Below are 20,293 nucleotides of genomic sequence, written 5' to 3' on the forward strand. Positions count from 1 at the left end.
ATCCCTTCTGTCACCCCGAGCCTGATGCCAGCATGACGGAGGCGGGTTGGCTTTTCATCATAAGATTCGGACCCGCACGGATACGGGCCCTTTTCCTTCCGGCAAGTATCTTACCCCTGCGACGCTTCAATCTGCGGCACCACGCCACGGCGCGATGCCATGAGCGATGCGCCGAGGAGTGCTGCAATGCTGACGAAAACGAAGACCATGGTCGCACCCTGAAGGTCGATCAGCAGTCCGCCCAGAACAGCGCCGCTGGAAATGGCGATCTGGAAGGTGGTGAGCAGCAACGCGCCTGCACTTTCGGCCTCGTCTGAGGCGACGCGGGTGATGAAGCTCTGCACGCTGACAGGAAGCGCACCGAAGGCGAAACCCCAGGAGGCAATGGCAAAGCCAGCGACAACGGGAGATGCACCGGCAATCACCAGCACGGAAGCGGATGCGGCAATCAGGGTGGCAGCAAACGTCACAGCCCATGCCGTGTTCTTCTCAGCGAGGAAGCCGCCGAAGAGATTACCGAAAAAACCGCCCACGCCGTAAGCCAGAAGAACGAGCGAGATTGCTTCGACGCCAAGCTGCGGCACGTCTTCGAGGAAGGGGCGAACATAGGTGAAGCCGGCGAAGTGACCCGCGACGATGAACAGCGTCGTCAGAAGGCCGATCCTGACCTGCGGGCGCTGCAATAGCCGGAACATGGTGGACAGGCCGGGCGCACCGGCCGGCGGCAGCGAGGGAACGGTGAGCAACTGCACGACAAGTGCGATGACACCCAGCACGCCGGCGACGGCAAAGGCCGCACGCCAGCCAAGCGTCGCGCCGATCCACGCTCCGACAGGGGCTGCGCAAACGGTGGCAACCGAAACGCCGGTTAGGATGATGGCCATGGCGCGCGGCATCTTATCCAGCGGAACAAGCCTTAGCGCCAGCGCCGCCGACATGGCCCAAAAGCCGCCAAGGCCGATGCCGAGCAAAACGCGCGATGTAAACAGCATGAAAAGACCGTTGGCAAAAGCGGCCAATGTGCTGGAAATGATCAGCAACGTCGTGAGGCCAAGCAGGGTCCACCGGCGATCAATGCTGCGCGTGCCGATGACGACGCCAGGACCGGCAACCGCTGCGACCAGTGCCGTGACGGTGATGGACTGGCCGGCAATGCCGGAGCTGATGGAGAGATCGGTCGACAGTGGCGTCAGAAGGCTGACCGGTAGGAATTCCGCCGTTACCAGCCCGAAGACACCGAGCGAAAGCGAAACCACCGCCGCCCACTTCGCATCCGGCTCTTGTCTGTGTGGCGCATATTCAAGTTCGTTGATTGTTCGGTTATTCATGAAAATCTCCTGATGCGCATTCTGGGAACGAGCCCTGAAACGGAATGGCAAAACGATGAAGCCGGTGGGAGCCCGGTGCGTCGCCTCACAAATCGATTGTCGTAAGCTACGCGTGACAGCTCGGCGTTTCCATGCTAAAAAATCCGCATTCCTTAACCAAACGTCCGAATTTGTGAGTTGCCATGAATGATGCATTGACGGAAATGCTGCGTGGTCTGCGGCTTGACGGCGTGGAATATGGCCGCTGCCGCATGGCAACGCCCTGGGCGACGGCCTTTCCCGAGCAGGAGGCGGCGCGGTTTCATTTTATCGGCGTGGGCCAGGCAAAATTACGCAAACCTTCCGGAGAATGGCTGACGCTTACGTGCGGCGATGCAGTGCTTCTTCCCCGTGGCCACGCCCATGTGCTGGGCAGCGGCGAGGATGTAACGCCTGCCCTCTTCGACCGGTTCGGTAAAAAGGAAGTGTGTCAGGGCATTTTCGACATGGAATGTGCCGGTGCCGGCGGCGACACGGTAGCCTTTACCGCCTCGATGCGTTTCAACATGGATAATCTGCATCCGCTTTTGCAACTGATGCCGGATGTGATGCTGACCAGCGATCTCGCCAAAAGCGATCCGGCCATTCCGCATCTCCTGGAAGCCATGGCGCGCGAAGTGGAACTGAACCGCGTTGGTGCCGGTGGCATTCTGGCGCGGCTTGCCGATGTCTTGACGGCAACACTGATCCGCACATGGGTAGAATATGGTTGCGGCGATTCCAGCGGTTGGCTTGCCGCCGTGCGCAATCCCGAACTCGGACGGGTGCTTGCAGCGATCCACCTTACCCCCGAGAAAGACTGGAGCGTGGAAGAGCTTGCCTCCTTGATGGGTGCATCCCGCTCGAGTTTTGCAGAACGCTTCACCCGTGTGGTGGGTGAAAGCCCAGCCCGTTATGTCGTTCGCATACGCATGCATCAGGCGCGACTGTGGCTGCGCGAGGGTATGCGTGTCACGTTGGCGGCGGAAAAGCTCGGCTACGATTCCGAGGCATCCTTCAGCCGCGCCTTCAAACGCGTGATCGGCGCGCCACCCAGCCAGTTCCGCAGGAAGGACACCTCTGGTCTGGAAGATGCGGCATAGAGCGCATCTTAGAGCACGTCCGGTTTAAACGGAAACTTTTGACGCGCTCTATCTCTTTGTTTTTACGCATTTTCCGGACGTAAAACCGCTACGCACTTTTACTGGAAATGCCCTAATGGAAATTGCGGGAAATGACCTTTATCCGCTCCACCTCATCTCCATCCTGGGTCGCAGGCGGTGGGCGTTTCCTGATGTTGCGATGATCGTCCGGCGGAATACCGTGGTGGAACTCGTCGCCGCGCCCATGCGGCAGAGGAAAGGGGTGGTTGCGCTCACCCACGCTTGCCAGCGCCTCTGACAGATCGGTCAGCCGGTGGGCGACCAGATGCACCACCTCGCCTTCCCGTTGGATCTTGCCGTAAATGCCGACCATACCGGCGGAAAGCACCACGCGCCGGTATTTTTCGAAGGTCTTGACCCACAGAACCGCATTGGCGATACCTGTCTCATCCTCCAGAGTCATGAAGATCACTCCCTTTGCCGAGCCTGGGCGCTGGCGCACCAGAACCAGCCCCGCCGTTTCCAGCCACGTGCCATCACGGACGCGCACCGCCTCCGCACAGCTGACAATGCGCCGGCGGGAAAGATCGCGCCGCAGGAAGGACACGGGGTGTTCGCGCAGGGTCAGCCCCACATGGCCATAATCCTGCACCACCTCGCCGCCATCAGTCATGGGCCGCAGCGCCACGGAGGGTTCGGAAAGCTCATCCACCACAGCGTTTTCCCGGCTGGCAGCGGCAGCAAAAAGCGGCAACGGCTCATCCCGCAACGCCTTGATGGCCCACAGCGCCTCGCGTCTGGAAAGCGACAGCGACGGCAGAAAGGCATCGGCTTCGGCGAGACAGACTAGGGCAGCGGCGGGAACACCTGCCCTCCGCCAGAGATCGTCCACGGAAACGAAATCGCGATCCTGACGGCAGGCGACGATTTTTGCTGCATGATCGTTGGAAAGCCCCTTCACCATGCGCAGGCCAAGCCGCACGGCGTAGCGCTCTTTACCATTCGCATTCTTCTTGCCCGTGGGCTCCAGCGTGCAATCAAACCGGCTGTTGTTGACGCAAACCGGGCACACCTCCACGCCATGGTCACACGCATCACGCACAATCTGCGCCGGGGCGTAAAACCCCATGGGTTGCGAATTGAGAAGCGCCGTACAGAAAATATCGGGATGATGGCATTTCAGCCATGAGGAGGCATAGGCGATCAGCGCGAAGGAGGCCGCATGGCTTTCTGGAAAACCATAACTGCCGAACCCTTCCAACTGCTTGAAGATGCGTTCGGCGAATTCTTGCTCATAACCACGATCCACCATGCCATCGATCATATCCTGACGGAATTTGGAGATGGTGCCGACATTCTTGAAGGTCGCCATGGCGCGACGCAACTGATCCGCCTTACCAGGTGAAAAACCGGCGCATTCGATGGCGACGCGCATCGCCTGCTCCTGAAACAGCGGTACACCCAGCGTTTTGCCCAGCACGCCTCTCAGCTCCTCTTTGGGATAATGTTCTTCTTCTTTTTTGTCACGGCGACGAAGATAGGGGTGCACCATATCGCCCTGAATGGGACCGGGACGAACGATGGCGACCTGAATGACGAGATCGTAAAATATCTTTGGCTTCAACCGCGGCAGCATGGACATCTGCGCCCGGCTTTCAATCTGGAAGGTACCCAGCGTGTCGGCTTTCTGGATCATGGCATAGGTGGGGTCATCATCCTGTGGGACAGTGGCGAGATCGTATTTAACGCCCGTGCGCTCCTCCAGCATGTTGAAACCGCATCTCATGCAGGAGAGCATGCCGAGCGCCAGGCAATCCATCTTCATGAATTTGACGATATCTATGTCGTCTTTGTCCCATTCGATGATCTGCCGGTCGTCCATGGCGGCGGGTTCGATCGGCACCAACTCGTCCAGCCGGTCATGGGTCAGAACGAAGCCGCCCGGATGCTGGCTGTGATGGCGCGGCGTGCCGACAAGCTGGTTGGCCAGCTCGAAGGCGAGCTTCAGGCGGCGGTCCTCCATATTGAGGTTCAGTTCCTGCACCTGCTTTTCGCCCACCCCTTCGCTCCAGCGCCAGACCTGCGAGGACAGAAGTTTGGTCAAATCTTCCGGCAGGCCCAGAACCTTGCCGACATCGCGCAGCGCCCCGCGCCCGCGATAACGGGTGACGACCGAGCACAGCGCGGCCTTGTCGCGACCATAAGTGTTATAAACCCACTGGATGACCTCCTCGCGCCTTTGATGCTCAAAATCCACATCGATATCAGGCGGCTCGCGCCGTTCTTCCGAAACGAAACGTTCGAACAGGAGATCAACCTTGAGAGGATCGATGGCGGTGATGCCGAGCACATAACATACCACCGAATTGGCGGCTGAGCCGCGCCCCTGACAGAGAATATTTTCCCCCCGTGCAAATTGGACGATGGCATTTACCGTCAGAAAATAGGGTGCATATTCCAGCCTGCCGATAAGCCCCAACTCATGATGCAGCGCCTTTTCAACCTTCTCCGGCAGACCATCCGGATAACGCCCCGGCGCCGCTTCCCAGACGAGCTTTTCCAACGCCTGTTGCGCCGTCAGCCCCGGCAGGCTGCGCTCTTCAGGATATTGATAGACCAGCTCCTTCAGCGAAAAGGTGCAACGCTTCGCGATTTCGAGGCTGCGGGCCAGTGCTTCCGGGTAGCGGGCAAACAGCCGGTGCATTTCCTGAGGCGGCTTCATATAGCGGTCGGCATGCCGCTCGCGCCGGAAACCCGCCTCGTCAATGGTGCAATTGTGCCGGATGCAGGTAACGACATCCTGCAGCATGCGACGCTCGGGCACATGAAACAGCACGTCATTGGTAACAACAGTCGGCACATCAGCGGCTGCAGCCATATTCGACAATTCGAAAAGCCGCATCTTGTCGTTGGGTCGTCTTCGCAGGCTCAGCGCCATATAGGCTCGGTCAGCAAAAGCAGCTTTCAACCGGCGCAGGCGAAGCGCGCAGAGATCGTCAGCCAGATCGGCGAGCAGCACCACGATAAGGCCTTCGCCATAAGCTACGAGATCGTCCCATGTGAGCCGACACTTACCCTTGCCACCCCTCTTCTTGCCGACGGAAAGCAGCCGACAAAGCCGCCCGTAAGCCGGGCGATCCATGGGATAGACAAGCACGGAAAGATCGTCATCCAGATCGAGCCGGCAGCCGATGACGAGCCGGATGCCATGATTATCGGCCGCTTCATAAGCGCGGGGAATGGCCGCAAGGCTATTGCGATCGACGATGCCGAGTGCCTCGATACCGAGATTTTTTGCCTGTTCGAACAGTTCATCACAGGAACTTGCACCGCGCAGGAAGGAGAAATGCGTGGTCACCTGAAGCTCGGCATAGCGCGGCGTGCTCATGCGAAGACCCCATGGATGAACCAGCCCTGCGAGCCCGTCTCGGTATGTTCGCCATCACCGGAGCGGAAAATCCAGAAACGCTCGCCGCTTTCGTTTTCGACAGTGAAATAATCGCGCACGGCGGCCTTTTCGCGGTCGCGTTTCCACCATTCGCCAAACACCCGTTCCGGCCCATCAGCGCGCCGCACATTATGGCGCACGCCTTTCCAGATGAAATAACGCGGCGGATGATCCGGAAGCAGCGCCAGAGTTTCGATGGGTTCCGGCCTTGCAAAAAGCCTGACCGGGCGCGGCCAGTGGCAAGGCCAGCCGAGCGTATCCTCAGGTGCCAGCGCCGCAACGCTGGCAAGAGAACGTTCCGGCACGTCGCTTGCCACCGCCGCATAACGATATACCCTGTGGCCACGATTGAGGATGACATCGACCGTATCGGCGATTTCCGCACGCCCTTCCTCCAGAAGCGAGGACCGGGCCTGCGCGGCGATAAGCGGCTCGGCATGGGTGGCGGTCAGCACCATCATCTCGATGCCAAAGCCGGGATCGATGGTGTCGATACGGTCGGTCAGAAGCCGGACAAGCTGTTTGGCATCACGCACCGGTCTGGAGGTGCCGGCCCGCACGGCCTGCAAGCCGCTATCCACCCGGTGCAGCACCAGATCGACGCGACGTGCGCCAAGGCCGCGCTTTTCCAGCGAGACGCAAAGCTCAGCAACCAGCTTTTGCACATAGCGGGCAATTGTCTCCGCCGCCGCGATCGGCTCGGGAAAGGCGCGGCGCACCTCCACCAGTTCGGCAATGCGCACCGGCTCGATAGGTTCGCCAGTCTCGCCGAAAGCCTTGGTAAGCCGCCTGACCACTTCCGGGCCGAAACGCAGGGTCAACGGCGCCCGTGGAGCCTCGGCAAGTTCGCCTATGGTGCGAAAACCGAGCACCTTCAATCCGGAAACGATACGCTCCTCCAGCCTGAGCGCCGCCAGCGGCAGCCCGCTGATCGCCGCCCGCTGCCCTCCCGGCGATACGATGCTGATCTCCTTACGGCCAAACCGGGCAAGCGCATGGGCCGCCCCCCAGCTATCGGCAATGGCAGCGCGGGCGGCGAAGCCTGCGGCATGCAGGCGGTTCACCATGCCGCTCAACATCAGCGTCTCATTGCCGTGCAGATGGTCCGCACCTGCCGTATCCAGCACCAGCCCATCAGGCGGATCTGCGGCGACGATCGGGGCATAGATACGCAGGAAATGAAAAGCGAGTTGTTGCAGGGCGCGGGCATCCGCCGCCGCATCCAGATCTTCGACAACGAGACCCGGCACCAAAGCCTGCGCCTTGCTGACGGGTGTACCGGGCCGGATGCCCGCCGCCTTTGCTGCCTTGTTCAGCGCCAGCACCAGGCGGCGGCTGCCCTGACGGCCGATCATGACCAGCGGCTTTTCAACCGGCGGCGCGTTCTGCCCCGAAAGACGCCGGTAGCGATCCGTCGACCATGTCGGCAGGTAAAGCGAGACGACCCTTTGCATCACAGGCTTCCACTTCAAATGCAGCGCTTTCGCCGCCGCGACATCGCAAAAGTTCCAGAAACCAGCGTGGCCTGCCCACCCCCGGTACCGGCAGGGGCGAAGATGGCCGGACAGAGACACGCCAGCGGGTTACAGCGGCCGTCGGCTCGCCAAACAACGCCGCATCGGCCGGGCGCCGGAAGCGGCGAATGGCGATGCCAGTGACACCAGAGGTTTCCGCCGCCAGTTGCAACCGTCGCGAGGCATTCATCGGCAACTTCGCAAGCTCGCCCATCACGGCGCCAAAACCGTTGCAGCGCAAGCCTTCCTCGAAACAGTCGAGCACGCCTTTCTCATCGCGGCATTCGACGATGATGACGCGGTTCTGCGACAGGCCCGCCTGCGTCAATCCCGGCATGAACAGATCCCTGCGAGTAACACACCATAACACCTTGCCGGACAGCCTTGCTGCCACACCGGCCGCAAAAAGCGCCGCTGCCGCACCATCGGCGGCGCCATTGCCGCCGCCGCTCACCTCATGCAGGCAACCGAGCTTCAGCCCGCCTCCAGGCAAATGGTGATCGATGGCATCCACGCCGAAAGGCAAGGCCTCGTGCAGGCGGTGAGGACCGCCACCGATCCTTTCCAGCCTTTCACGCAGCTCTTCGACAACGAGCAACTGTTCCGCGCGCTTTTGCATGGCATGACAGGTTTCAATTCCGGTTTTTCAGTTTTATTGTTCCTGTTTTGTTCTTATTTCAGCAAAGAGTCAAGCAATGCTGTGCGGCTCTTCAACAGGTTTGCGCGGGAAGAGAGGGATTATGGCCTTGCGGCCATGTGTACCACCGTTAAAACGGATTATCCGGTCGGCCTCTCCCTTTTTGCGGATAATTGACGCGCCGGACATCAGGGTTTGGAGGAAACCGCCGATGATCGCCAGCATTCTGATTGCCGTGGTTGCGGCCATCCATGTTTACATCACCATTCTGGAAATGCTGCTGTGGGAAAAGCCGGCCGGCCGCAAGGCCTTCGGCCTCTCTGCGGATTTTGCGCGACAGACGAAGGCGCTTGCCGCCAATCAGGGGCTTTACAATGGTTTTCTGGCAGCCGGATTGATCTATGGGCTCACGCAGGGCGATGAAGGACTGAGTTTCAAGGTCTTCTTCCTCACCTGTGTCCTGATAGCCGGCATTTTCGGCGCCATTACCGCAAATATGAAAATCCTGTTCATTCAGGCTTTGCCGGCATTGTTTGCGCTCGGCTTCCTCTGGATCGGAGTATGAACCTATGACCGCATGGAACGACCTCCGCGCAAAAGACGCTCTCAACCGCATATTTATGGCGGCAGTGGCGAGTGCCGATCCCGCAAAGGTGCTGCAACATCATCTTCCTACCCCGCCCAAGGGCAGGTGCGTGGTGGTCGGCGCGGGCAAGGCCTCGGCTGCCATGGCCGCAGCGCTTGATAAGGCCTGGGCGGATGTGAACCTCTCCGGCATCGTCGTAACACGTTACGGTCATGCCGTTCCGGCCCGGCGCATCGCAATCATCGAGGCCTCCCATCCCGTCCCCGACGACATGAGTGCGGAAGCGGCAAGACGCATTCTTGCCGCCGTTGAAGGGCTGACCGCAGACGACATGGTGATCGCGCTAATTTCCGGCGGCGGTTCGGCACTGATGGTCGCACCTGCCGAAGGCATGACGCTTGCGGACAAGATGGCCGTCAACCGCGCACTTCTTGCCAGCGGTGCGACGATTTCCGAGATGAATGCCGTGCGCAAGCACCTCTCCCGCATCAAAGGCGGGCGACTTGCGCTGGCCGCCAAACCGGCCAGAGTGGTTTCGCTGTTGATTTCAGACGTACCGGGCGACGATCCCTCTGAAATCGCTTCCGGCCCCACTGTTGCCGATCCGAGCGATATCAACAATGTGCGGGAAATCGTCTCCCGTTATGCGCTCGATCTTCCCGAGAATGTGCGCAAAGTGCTGGAAAAGGGCGAGGAAACGCCGAAGGCAGGCGATATAGAAGAGGACATCAGGCTGATCGCGACACCCTCGCTCGCCCTACAGGCGGCGGCGGACGAGGCGGTGAAGCTTGGCCTTACGCCGCTCATCCTCGGGGATTCGCTGGAGGGCGAGTCAAAGGATGTCGGCGCGGTGATGGCGGGTATCGCCCTCTCCGCCAGCCGCAAGGGCCTGCCAGTCAAAGGCCCGGCCGTGCTGCTTTCCGGCGGAGAAACCACGGTGACGATCGGCAAAGGGCTGGCCGGCAAGGGTGGGCGCAACACGGAATTTCTGCTGAGCCTTGCGCTGACGCTGAAGGGTGCAGGCGGTATCTGGGCCATCGCCGGCGATAGCGACGGCATAGACGGCGTTGAGGATGCGGCAGGCGCACTGGTGACGCCCGATACGCTTGCGCGTATGCGCAACGCCGGTGCCGATCCGCGCCAGTCGCTGGTGGGACACGACAGCTACACCGCCTTCAAGGCGGTTGGCGACCTTGTCGTGACCGGTCCGACGCTGACGAATGTGAATGATATCAGGGCGATTTTGATCGGGTGAAAGCGGGAGAGCTCGAGCCTGTTATGGCCCTGCGGTGCGCATCGTTGAAGGTGGCTGTTTTGACTATACCGTCGGACAGGTATAATCTGGTGGCCTGTCTTTTGGAGCCTCAGCCATGCGTTTTGGAGTGCTCGTAATTGGTCTAGCCCTGGCCCTGATCCCCACCTTGGCGGATGCCCACAATTGCAAATGCCGAAATCGCGGTGTCATGTTGGAACTCGGCCAGACATCCTGCCTGAGGGTCGATGGCGGCTCCTATCTCGCGCGCTGCGAAATGAAACTCAACGTCTCATCCTGGACGAGAATACAGGACGGTTGCCCCGTGACTGAACGAATGCAGCAGCAGATGACACGCGTAAATTGATCACGTCTTCAGGTGGGTCATGAGGGGAAAGCGGGCAGAGAAGCCGAGAGCTTGCCCCCTCATCCGGCCCTTCTCCCCCCGCAGGGAGAAGAAATACGCCGCGACGCCATGTCGATCTTACAGCTTCACCCAGCCGCCATTCTTCTTACCGGATTCGATGCAGGCGGTGACAAAAGCGACGCCTTTGACACCGTCATCGACGGTCGGATAGGTGACCGCCTTGTCTAGCTCCGAACCGGTGCGGCGGGCTTCGATGGCGTGGGCCGCTTCGGTATAGATGGTCGCGAAGGCTTCGAGATATCCTTCCGGATGGCCCGAGGGAATGCGCGTGACGCGTGCGGCGGCGGCACCGGCGCCAGCACCGCCGCGGGTGATGAGCTGTTTCGGCTCGCCAAGCTTCGTGAACCAGAGATAGTTCGGATCAGCCTGCGTCCACTCGATGCCTGCCTTGTCGCCGTAAACGCGGACCTTCAGCCCGTTTTCATGCCCGACAGCCACCTGGCTGCACCAAAGCAGGCCTTTGGCTGGTTGCTTGCCGTCCTTCGGTTTGAAGCGCAGCATCACATGCGCATTGTCGTCCAGACGGCGACCCTCCACGAAGGTATGTACATCCGCTGCCAGTTCATCGGCTTCCAGACCGGAAATGAAGCAGCCGAGATTATAGGCATGGGTGCCGATATCCCCTGTGGAGCCGCCGACACCGGATTGCGCCGGATCGGTGCGCCAGACGGCCTGTTTCGCACCGGTCTGCTCCAACGGCTCAGCCAGCCAATCCTGGGGATATTCCATCTGCACCAGACGGATGTTCCCGAGCGCACCGGTTTCCACCAGTTCACGCGCATGCCGCACCATAGGATAACCGGTGTAGTTATGGGTGAGGATGAACAGCGCGTCCGCCTTGTCCGCCACGTCCTTCAGCTTTTTGGCATCCTCCAGATTGGAGGTCAGCGGCTTGTCGCAGATGACATGAATGCCGCGTTCCAGAAACGCCTTCGCCGCAGGATAATGTACGTGGTTGGGCGTGACGATCGCTACCGCCTCGATACCATCCTCGCGAAGCGCTTCCTTCTCTGCCATTTCTTCGAATGACCCGTAGCAACGCTCTGGAGCAAGCCCGAGTTCGCGGCCGGAGGCGAGGGATTTTTCCGGTGTCGAGGACAAGGCCCCGGCCACGAGATCGAAGCGGTTGTCGAGCCGCGCGGCCATGCGGTGAACGCCGCCGATAAATGCACCCGAACCGCCACCCACCATGCCCAGGCGAATCCGCGTGTTCGCCTTGTCGGTTGTCTTTCCTTCAATAGCCATAATGTCTCCTCGGCATTTTCTAAGCGCATTCCCACACGGAAAACGGCTTCACACTTTTCCTGGAAATGCTTTTAAAGCCCAAGCATGCGCCGGTTGGCCGCATCATCGGTGCCGGCAGATGCGAAATCATCAAAGGCTTTTTCCGTGACGCGGATGATATGGTGCTTGACGAACTCGGCCCCTTCCCGGGCACCGTCTTCAGGATGTTTCAGCGCGCATTCCCATTCAACCACTGCCCATCCGTCGAAATCATTGGCAGCCATTTTCGAGAATACCGCACCGAAATCCACCTGCCCGTCACCCAGCGAGCGGAAGCGGCCCGCACGGTTGACCCAACCCTGATAACCGCCATACACGCCTTGGCGGCCGGTCGGATTGAACTCAGCGTCCTTGACATGGAACATCTTGATGCGGTCTTTGTAGATGTCAATATTGTCAAGATAATCAAGGCATTGCAGCACGTAATGCGACGGGTCGTAGAGCATGTTGGCGCGCTTGTGGTTCTTCACACGCTCCAGGAACATCTCGAAAGTCACGCCATCATGCAGATCTTCGCCGGGATGGATTTCGTAGCAGACATCCACGCCCTGCTCATCGGCGTAATCAAGGATCGGCGTCCAGCGTCTTGCCAGCTCGTCAAAGGCGGTTTCCACCAGACCGGCCGGGCGCTGCGGCCACGGATAGATGAAGGGCCAGGCAAGAGCGCCCGAAAAGGTCGCATGTGCGTTGATGCCGAGATTTCTCGAAGCCTTCAGGGCAAGCTTCACCTGTTCCACCGCCCATTGCTGGCGAGCCTTCGGATTGCCGCGCACTTCAGGTGCTGCAAAACCATCGAAGGCTTCGTCATAGGCGGGGTGAACGGCAACCAGCTGGCCCTGCAAATGGGTGGAAAGCTCGGTTACCTCGATGCCGTTCTGGCGGGCGACACCCGCAAATTCATCGCAATAATCCTTGGATTCCGCAGCCTTTTTCAGATCGATCAACTGCCCGGCCCAGGTGGGAACCTGCACGCCGGCATAACCCTTTTCTGCTGCCCATTTGGTAATGCCGTCCCATGTATTGAAAGGCGCAGCATCACCGGCAAACTGACCGAGAAAAAGACCCGGTCCCTTGATCGTTTTCATAAAAATCTCCTCCTGTATCGATACAGTTCAGCGGTAAAACCGCTTTGGCTCCCAATTTGCCAAGCTAACCGCTCATAATTTTCAGACAAGCCCCAAATGCCGGGGAGCGAGAGAATTTCGTTATTCCACTAAAAAACGAAACACGTCTAAAGCGCCAGACCGCTTGCCCTGTCGAACACATGTACACGCTCGTGATGCACGGTGGCGGCAAAGGGGGTGTTGACCTTGACCAGTTGCTCGCCATCCACCACCGCCGTAACCTGATCGCCCGCCAGTTCGAAGACCACATGCGTCTGCGCGCCTGTCGGCTCGACCAACACCGTCCTGCCGGACAGCGAAATATCGCCGCCGACGGTCGAACCGATATGTTCCGGTCTCAACCCAATCGTCACCGACTGGCCGCGCTTGACATTTCTTGAGGCGGCAATGCGGATCGCCGTCCCGTCCTTCAGCCGGGCGGCGGGTTCATCGCCCTCGCCGTCGACCACGCCTTCGATGAGGTTCATGGCCGGCGAGCCGATGAAGGCGGCAACGAAGAGATTGGCAGGTGTCTTGTAAAGTTCGAGCGGCGTGCCCTGCTGCTCGATACGGCCGTGATTGAGCACCACCACCCGGTCGGCGAGCGTCATTGCCTCGATCTGGTCATGGGTGACGTAGATGGAGGTCGTACCGACTTTCTGATGCAGAGCCTTGATTTCGCTACGCATCTGCACGCGCAGCTTGGCATCCAGATTGGACAGCGGCTCATCGAACAGGAAGACGGCCGGGTTGCGCACCACGGCGCGGCCCATGGCGACGCGCTGGCGCTGGCCACCCGAAAGCTGCGAGGGCTTGCGGTCCAGAAGCTTGCCGAGATCGAGCATGCGTGCGGCTTCCGCCACGCGCTCATCGATGACATTTTTCGGCTGCCCGGCAAGCTTCAGGTTGAAGCCCATGTTTTCGGCGACCGTCATATGCGGATAAAGCGCATAGGACTGGAATACCATGGCGATATTGCGCTCGCGCGGCGTCATGGAATTGACGACGGTGCCGCCAATGAGGATATCCCCATCGGTGATTTCCTCCAGCCCGGCGATCATGCGCAGCAGGGTAGATTTGCCGCAGCCCGAAGGCCCGACCAGCGCAATGAATTCGCCATCGGTTATATCGAGCGAGATGCCGTGAATGACATCGAGCGAGGCATAGGACTTGCGGATATCCCTAAGTTCGACGGAAGCCATGTTTTGCTCCTTTCAAGTCACGATTTGACGGCACCGGCCGTCAGGCCCGCGATGATGTGTTTCTGTGCGAGGAAGAAGACGATGACGGTCGGCAGGATCGTCAGCGTGATGAAGGCGAGCACGAGCTGCCATTCCGTGCCGAATTCGCCGCGATAGACCATGATGCCGAGTGGCCAAGGATATTTCGATTCTGAGTTCAGCATGATCAGCGGCAGAATGTAGCTGTTCCAGCTGCCGACGAAGGAAACGATCCCAACCGTCGCCACGATGGGTCGTGAGAGCGGCATCGAAATGTGCCAGAAAAAGCGCAGATAGCCGCAACCATCCACGAAAGCGGCCTGAAACAATTCTTCCGGCAGATTGCGGAAGTAATTGCGAAACAGAAGGATGCTCATGCCGAGCCCGAAAGCCACCTGCGGCAGAACCACGCCCCAATAGGTATCGAGCAGACCGAGATCGCGGATGCGGATGAACAGCGGCAGGATGGCGGTCGCCGCCGGGAACATCAGTCCCAGCAGAAAGTAATTCAGCAGGAAGGAAGAGCCAAAGAACTTCACATGCGCAAAGGTGAAGGCGGCCATGGCCGAGACGGTCAGCGTCAAAAAGACCGTCAACAGCGCAATCACCAGCGAATTGAATATCTGCAGCCAGTAGCGTTTGCCAAAGAGGATATCGCCGTAATTGGCCCATTGCCACTCGGCTGGCAAGCCGAACGGGTTGACGCGCAGATCCCCCAGCGTCTTGAAGCCGCCAAGCGCCGTCGTCAGAAGCGGGATGAGCACGATGGCCGCGATCAGGCTCAGCGATATATAAAGATAGAGCTTTGTTTGCAGCGGCATGCGGACGGAAGTGGATGGTTCAGTCATGGCGCATGAAAATCCTTTTGTAACCGAAGGCGAGCGTCACGCAGATAACGAAGAGTACGACACCCACCGCGCTGCCAAGCCCCACCTGCATGCGCATGACGCCGTAGGTGTAGAGAAAGGTGACCATGGTTTGCGTGGAGTTGGACGGACCGCCACCGGTAAGCGGCATGATCATGTCGAACAGCTGTAGCGAGCCGATCACCGCGAAAAAGACGGACAGGCGCACCGTTGAGCCGAGCATAGGCAAGGTGACGTATCGAAACTTCTGCCAGCCGGAGGCGCCGTCGATTTCGGCAGCTTCCAGCACGTTCTTGTCGACGGATTGAAGGCCGGCGATGAACAACATCATGTGGAAACCGAAATACTTCCAGACGATGACGCCAAGCACGGCGTAGATCGCCACATCCTTGTCGGCCAGCACGTAAGGATTGGCGAAGCCGAAGAAATTGGAGATGGCAGCGAAAAGGCCGTAATCGCCATCATAAACGAAGCGCCAGATCAGGCCGGCCGCGACATCCGCAAGGACATAGGGCAGGAAGAAAACCAGCCGAAAGGCAACGACGCCCGGAAGGCGGTGCGCCAGCATCATGGCAAGCCAGATCGCCAGCGGGATCTGGATCAGCACGGAAATCAGGATGATGAGGCCGTTATTGAGCAGAGCCTGCGAAAAGGCGGCATTGCCGAACAGGACCTGGAAATTCTTCAAGCCCACAAAATCGGTCGGCGTGCCGTAACCGTTCCAGCGGTAAAGGCTGTACCATGCCGCCTCGCCCATGGGCAGAATGACGAACAGGGTAAAGAGCAGCAATGCGGGCGGAAGGAAGACCAGCAGGGTCAGCGCACGGTCATGCGCGACCGAGCTTTGCTTGCGCTTCGTCTTCGACGCGCCGCGCGCCGGTATGGACGCAGAAGTCATGGAAATATCCGTCATCTCTATCCGCTTTCATTCAGGCAGATACTGCGGCGCCGCGTCCCGCGCGGCGCCGACATGGAACCGAAATCAGCGAAGCTCGAAAGCATCCTGAATTTGCTTGGCACCCTCTTCGGCGCTCATCTGGCCGGAAACGATTTCGACGGAGACATCGTTGACCACGCGGCCAACGGCCGCGCCCAGTGTCTGGTCGAAGAAGTTCTGGTGCCAGGTAGAGCTTGCAAGCTGCTTGGCCGAATCCGCCAGCAGCGGGTTCTTGACCGCTCCATCCGCACCCGTCGCAACCGGCAGGATCATGCCCGCAGCCGCCATCTTCTCTTCACTTTCCTTGCTGGTCAGGAAGGTCGCGAAATCGATCGCTTCCTTGGAAGCGTTTTTCGTGACTGCCCAACCATTCAGACCGCCCAGCGTGTCAGTGACTTTGCCAGCACCACCTTCGACGGCGGGAAAGGCGAAGCGACCGATATTGTCTGCCGCAAGGCCTTTGCCGTCACCGGCATTCTTGCGCTGGTTGGCTTCAGTATTGTCAAAGCCGAGGATCATCGCGGCCTTGCCGTCACCGAAGACGCCGAGCGCCTGGGGCCAGGTGGAGCCGAGATAGCCGGGCTGGAAGGGTTCGAGCTTGCCGAACTCGGCCAGTTGCTCGCCCGCCTTGATGATGGAGGGATCCATGAAGCCTTCACCCTCGCCCTTGCGGGCGGCGTCGAACACGGTCTGTCCGCCATTGCGCATGACGAGATAGCTCCAGTAGAAATGGATCGGCCATTTTTCACCGCCACCACCGGCAATCGGAACGATGCCCGCTGCCTTGATTTTCTTGACGGTGGCGCCGAGATCGTCCCAGGTCTTGATGTCTTCCGCCTTTACGCCCGCCTTGGCAAACAGCTCCTTGTTATAAAAGAAACTGACGAGGCTAACCTTGTAGGGCACTGCCCAGACCTTGCCGTCAAAGGAGAGGCCGTCGATTGCTGCCGCGTTATAGGCCTGCCGCAGCTTGCCGCCATCGGCATCGAATACCTCGCTCAAATCCTTGAGTGCGCCGGTTTTTGACTGTTCCTCAAGGACGCCGCCGCCCCAGCTATAAAAGAAATCGGGAACGTCGTTGGACTGCAGCAACGTCGGTAATTTGGCCTTGAAGGCCTCGTTTTCCAGAAACTGCAGTTGCACGTCCACGTCAGGATGTTTGGCCTCATAGTCCTTGGCAATCTCCTCCCAGACGGCCACGGCTTTGGGGTCCAACTCCACATGCATCCATTTAACGACCGTTGCGGCCGAGGCGCTTGCGGCGCCGAGCATGAGAGCAATGCTTGTCGTTGTGGCAAAGCCTATCAGCCTGCCGCTCAGGCTTGCGCCTGCGTGCCTAATCGTCATGATCGTGATCCTCCCTCGGGGATTTCCTCATTTATTCCCCAATGCGGATTAATTCACCTTAGCACTCGCTCATTGTCAAGGCGCCATGCTGATTTTTTGAGCGAATGGCTTGACACACCCCTCCCTGACACCGTTATTTAATCCGCAATCCGACATAAATTGGTTTTCGAACCGGCATTGATCGCAGCAGGACCCCATGAAGACCGCAGACCCAGAACTGATGCGCGCGATCAACCGGCTAAGCGTGCTGGACAGCATCCGCCGCTACGGACCGATCTCCAGGGTGGAAATCAGCGAAAGAACGCAGCTTTCCACCACCACCGTATCTGCGATCACCGCATCGCTGCTCGATGACGGGCTTATCCTTACCCGCCATATCGGCGATATCCGCACGGAGGGCGCACGCGGCAGGCCGCGGGTGATGCTGGAGCTGAACCCGGATGCGGCCCGCGTGGTGGGCGCCAAGATTGCGGCAAGCCGCATGGTCTTCGTCGTCACCGACTTTTGCGGCAACGTGCTGTCCACCCTCGCCCTGCCGATCCGTGTAGACCGCCAACCGATCGGCGTCATTGCCGATCTGGTGGAAGACGGGGTGCGGCGTTGCGTGGTCGATGCCGGACTGTCGCTGGAAGATGTGGACATGGTCTGCCTTGGCCTGCCAGGCGTCATCGAACATCGCACCGGCAGGATCCGCAGCAGCCCTATCCTGCGGGAAGTGAACGTCGATTTTGCCGAGGAAATGACCTCACGGCTGAATTCCCCCACCATCATCGAAAGCGACGCCCACGCCATCACGCTTGCCCATCACTGGTTCGGCCATGCGCGCGATCTGGAGGACATGGTGCTGATCTCGCTCGAGCAGACACTTGGGCTTGGCGTGATGCATCAAAACCAGCTGTTTCGTGGTGCAGGCGGCCTCAGCCACAATCTCGGCGACCTCGTGATCGGCCTTGCCAGTGAAGGAACCGTGCGGCTGGCGAGCCAGGCGGGCGAGAACGCCATTCTCGGTTCCCGCCCGGTGGACGGGCGTTTTGCAGAAGCTATCCGGCTTGGTCGCGGCATGCAGCATGCCCATGCGCTGATTGCGGCGGAAGACAACGATCTTATTGCGGCAGCCTTGCGCGCCGGTGCAGCCCTTGGCCTGACGCTTGCCAATATCGTCACGCTGTTTGCGCCGCCACGGGTCATCATCACCGGCTCCAGTCTCGAGCTCGGCGAGCCCTTCATTGCCAGCATCCGCGACAGTTACAACGCCGCCGTGCCGCCATCGCTGGCAGGCGTCGCAGAGCTGGTTTTCGACGTCGCAAGCGACGAACTGTGGGCGCAGGGGGCGGCAGCCGTCGCACTTTACGAGCTTTACGAATCGCCATGGAACACGACAGGGCCGGCGCTCTAGCCGGCAAGGTTGAGAGTGGGCTTAGGCATTTCTGATTTACGGGAGGAAATCACATGAACAAGGTCGGTATCGGCATCATCGGCTGCGGCAACATCTCCAGCGCCTATCTCAAGGCGATGGCGTCGTTTCCCATTCTCGACATTCGCGGACTGGCGGATATGAACGACGACGCAGCAAAAGCGCGGGCAGACGAGTTCGGCCTTCAGGCAAGAAGTATCGACGAACTTCTGTCTGACCCCTCCGTGGAAATCATCGTCAACCTGACGATTCCCAAGGCGCATGTGGAGGTGGGCCTGCGCGCACTTGAGGCGGGAAAACATGCCTATTCGGAAAAGCCGCTCGGCATCAATTTCGCGGAGGGTAAACGGCTTGCGGACGCGGCAAAGGCAAAGGGCCTGCGCATCGGTTCGGCACCGGACACTTTCCTCGGCGGCGGGCACCAGACCGCGCGCCGCCTGATAGACGAAGGCGTGCTCGGCCAACCGGTTGGCGGAACGGCTACCTTCATGTGCCCCGGCCATGAGCGCTGGCATCCCAACCCCGCCTTTTATTACGAAGTCGGCGGCGGGCCGATGCTGGATATGGGACCCTATTACATCACCGATCTCGTCAACCTGTTCGGCCCGGTCGCCAAGGTGGCAGGTTTCGCCATCGCGCCGCGCAACGAACGCCTCATCACCAGCGAACCTAAGAATGGCGAGAAAATCCCAGTCCATGTCGCCACCCATGTTTCCGGCGTGCTGGCATTCAAGAACGGCGCGGTGGTGCAGGTGGGCATGAGCTTCGATGTGGCGGGCCACAAACATGTACCGCTGGAAATCTACGGAACGGAAGGCACATTGATCGTGCCCGACCCCAATCATTTCGGCGGTGAGGTGCAATTGCTGAAAAAGGGCGGCCAGTTCGAGCCGCAGGCACTGTCTTCGCCCTATGCTGACGGCAACTACCGCTCGATCGGCGTGGCCGACATGGCCCATGCGATCCGCGAAAACCGCCCGCACCGCGCCAATGGCGATCTTGCCTTGCACGTGCTGGAGGTCATGGAGGCCTTCCAGACGGCATCGGACAGCGGCACCACCGTTTCCATCACCACCGAGGTGGAGCGCCCTGCTCCTCTCGAAACTTCGCTGGTCGACGGCCAGCTCGGCAAATAATCCCGAGGAGGAAATAAATGCGCGAAGCACTCATCGTCTGGGGCGGCTGGAGCGGCCACGAGCCGCAGGAATGCGCCACCATCGTTAAGGACATTCTCGAAGAGGATGGTTTCAAGGTCTATGTCGAGCACAGCACGGAGGCTTTTGCCGATCCGTCCGTGCATGACCTGAGCCTTGTCGTGCCGATCGTGACAATGTCGAAGATCGAGAAGGAAGAGATCAAGAACCTCACCGCCGCCGTCGAAAACGGCGTCGGCATTGCCGGCTTTCATGGCGGTGCAGGCGACAGTTTCCGCGACTGCGTCGAATACCAGTTCATGATCGGCGGCCAATGGGTCGCCCATCCCGGTAATATCATCGACTATCACGTCAACATCACCCGCCCCGACGACCCGTTGATGGAGGGGATTTCCGATTTCCCCTACACATCGGAGCAATACTACATGCATGTCGATCCCTCCAACGAGGTGCTGGCGACGACAAAATTCACCGGCGACCACGCTTGGTGGATCGACGGTGTAGTGATGCCGGTGGTCTGGAAACGCAAATACGGCAAGGGCCGCGTCTTCTATTCGGCGCTCGGCCATCAGGCCAAGGAGTTTTCCGTGCCGCAGATGAAAACCATGTTCCGCCGCGGCGCCAACTGGGCGGCACGTTAAAGCGTGCATTGAGA

18 protein-coding genes are annotated in these 20,293 nt (G+C 59.7%); 7 read left to right on the top strand and 11 right to left on the bottom strand.

Annotated elements, in window-relative coordinates:
- Positions 1-110 precede the first annotated feature (110 nt).
- The gene (locus tag FB593_RS09445; protein ID WP_003510707.1) at positions 111-1,328 is read right to left on the bottom strand and encodes an MFS transporter; all 1,218 of its coding nucleotides are present in this window, start codon (positions 1,326-1,328) and stop codon (positions 111-113) included.
- 182 nt (positions 1,329-1,510) lie between these two features.
- Between FB593_RS09445 and FB593_RS09450 the strand changes: the two genes are divergently transcribed.
- Positions 1,511-2,449, top strand: a complete 939-nt coding sequence (locus tag FB593_RS09450; protein ID WP_013761499.1) for an AraC family transcriptional regulator — start codon at positions 1,511-1,513, stop codon at positions 2,447-2,449.
- 112 nt (positions 2,450-2,561) lie between these two features.
- Here the strand turns inward: FB593_RS09450 and FB593_RS09455 are convergent, their stop codons facing one another.
- The 4 genes from FB593_RS09455 to FB593_RS27495 form a co-directional block, all read right to left on the bottom strand.
- Positions 2,562-5,837, bottom strand: coding sequence for an error-prone DNA polymerase (locus FB593_RS09455; RefSeq protein WP_111801425.1), 3,276 nt, complete (start codon positions 5,835-5,837; stop codon positions 2,562-2,564).
- Entirely contained in the window at positions 5,834-7,351 is a 1,518-nt protein-coding gene (locus FB593_RS09460) for a Y-family DNA polymerase (protein ID WP_186447906.1), read from the bottom strand. The genes FB593_RS09455 and FB593_RS09460 overlap by 4 nt, the downstream gene beginning before the upstream one ends.
- Entirely contained in the window at positions 7,266-8,030 is a 765-nt protein-coding gene (locus FB593_RS09465; protein ID WP_025595750.1) for an ImuA family protein, read from the bottom strand. Before FB593_RS09465 ends, FB593_RS09460 begins: the two co-directional genes overlap by 86 nt.
- 69 nt (positions 8,031-8,099) lie before the next feature.
- The gene (locus FB593_RS27495; protein WP_003510714.1) at positions 8,100-8,273 is read right to left on the bottom strand and encodes a hypothetical protein; all 174 of its coding nucleotides are present in this window, start codon (positions 8,271-8,273) and stop codon (positions 8,100-8,102) included.
- Between FB593_RS27495 and FB593_RS09470 the strand changes: the two genes are divergently transcribed.
- The 3 genes from FB593_RS09470 (at position 8,260) to FB593_RS27825 (ending at position 10,253) form a co-directional block, all read left to right on the top strand.
- Positions 8,260-8,613, top strand: coding sequence for a DUF1304 domain-containing protein (locus tag FB593_RS09470; protein ID WP_111801426.1), 354 nt, complete (start codon positions 8,260-8,262; stop codon positions 8,611-8,613). The two genes, FB593_RS27495 and FB593_RS09470, sit on opposite strands and share 14 nt — an antisense overlap.
- Positions 8,614-8,617: 4 nt before the next feature.
- Positions 8,618-9,889: a glycerate kinase gene (locus FB593_RS09475; protein ID WP_111801427.1), complete on the top strand. Its 1,272-nt coding sequence runs from the start codon at positions 8,618-8,620 to the stop codon at positions 9,887-9,889.
- 115 nt (positions 9,890-10,004) lie between these two features.
- On the top strand, positions 10,005-10,253 hold the full coding sequence (locus FB593_RS27825) for a hypothetical protein (RefSeq protein WP_145166519.1): 249 nt from the start codon (positions 10,005-10,007) through the stop codon (positions 10,251-10,253).
- A 117-nt stretch (positions 10,254-10,370) separates the two neighbouring features.
- Here FB593_RS27825 and FB593_RS09485 read toward each other — a convergent pair whose 3' ends face one another.
- The 6 genes from FB593_RS09485 to FB593_RS09510 all read right to left on the bottom strand — a co-directional run bounded on the left by FB593_RS09485 (position 10,371) and on the right by FB593_RS09510 (position 17,070).
- Positions 10,371-11,558 (bottom strand): Gfo/Idh/MocA family protein, encoded by a 1,188-nt coding sequence (locus FB593_RS09485; protein WP_013761506.1) that lies wholly within the window; start codon positions 11,556-11,558, stop codon positions 10,371-10,373.
- Positions 11,559-11,629: 71 nt separating this feature from the next.
- A complete protein-coding gene (locus FB593_RS09490; protein WP_013761507.1) occupies positions 11,630-12,682 on the bottom strand; it encodes a sugar phosphate isomerase/epimerase family protein in 1,053 nt (350 codons plus the stop codon).
- A 146-nt stretch (positions 12,683-12,828) separates the two neighbouring features.
- Positions 12,829-13,902 carry an ABC transporter ATP-binding protein gene (locus tag FB593_RS09495; RefSeq protein ID WP_111801428.1) on the bottom strand — a complete coding sequence of 358 codons (1,074 nt, stop codon included), beginning with the start codon at positions 13,900-13,902 and terminating at the stop codon, positions 12,829-12,831.
- 17 nt (positions 13,903-13,919) lie between these two features.
- Complete coding sequence (locus FB593_RS09500) at positions 13,920-14,768, bottom strand: carbohydrate ABC transporter permease (protein WP_003510727.1); 849 nt, start codon at positions 14,766-14,768, stop codon at positions 13,920-13,922.
- Positions 14,761-15,699, bottom strand: a complete 939-nt coding sequence (locus tag FB593_RS09505) for a carbohydrate ABC transporter permease (protein WP_003510729.1) — start codon at positions 15,697-15,699, stop codon at positions 14,761-14,763. The genes FB593_RS09500 and FB593_RS09505 overlap by 8 nt, the downstream gene beginning before the upstream one ends.
- A gap of 69 nt (positions 15,700-15,768) precedes the next feature.
- Positions 15,769-17,070, bottom strand: coding sequence for an ABC transporter substrate-binding protein (locus FB593_RS09510; RefSeq protein WP_038493940.1), 1,302 nt, complete (start codon positions 17,068-17,070; stop codon positions 15,769-15,771).
- A 196-nt stretch (positions 17,071-17,266) separates the two neighbouring features.
- On the opposite strand from FB593_RS09510, the gene FB593_RS09515 reads away from it, so the two are divergent.
- From FB593_RS09515 to FB593_RS09525, 3 genes are read left to right on the top strand one after another with little or no spacing between them, the layout of a single operon-like run.
- Positions 17,267-18,466, top strand: coding sequence for an ROK family transcriptional regulator (locus tag FB593_RS09515; protein ID WP_065703027.1), 1,200 nt, complete (start codon positions 17,267-17,269; stop codon positions 18,464-18,466).
- Positions 18,467-18,519: 53 nt separating this feature from the next.
- Positions 18,520-19,620, top strand: coding sequence for a Gfo/Idh/MocA family protein (locus FB593_RS09520; RefSeq protein WP_111842571.1), 1,101 nt, complete (start codon positions 18,520-18,522; stop codon positions 19,618-19,620).
- Positions 19,621-19,637: 17 nt separating this feature from the next.
- Positions 19,638-20,279 carry a ThuA domain-containing protein gene (locus FB593_RS09525; RefSeq protein ID WP_003510737.1) on the top strand — a complete coding sequence of 214 codons (642 nt, stop codon included), beginning with the start codon at positions 19,638-19,640 and terminating at the stop codon, positions 20,277-20,279.
- Positions 20,280-20,293: the final 14 nt, after the last annotated feature.

Origin of the sequence: Rhizobium sp. SJZ105, assembly GCF_007828365.1 — a bacterium.
GTDB classification, from domain to species: domain Bacteria; phylum Pseudomonadota; class Alphaproteobacteria; order Rhizobiales; family Rhizobiaceae; genus Agrobacterium; species Agrobacterium tumefaciens.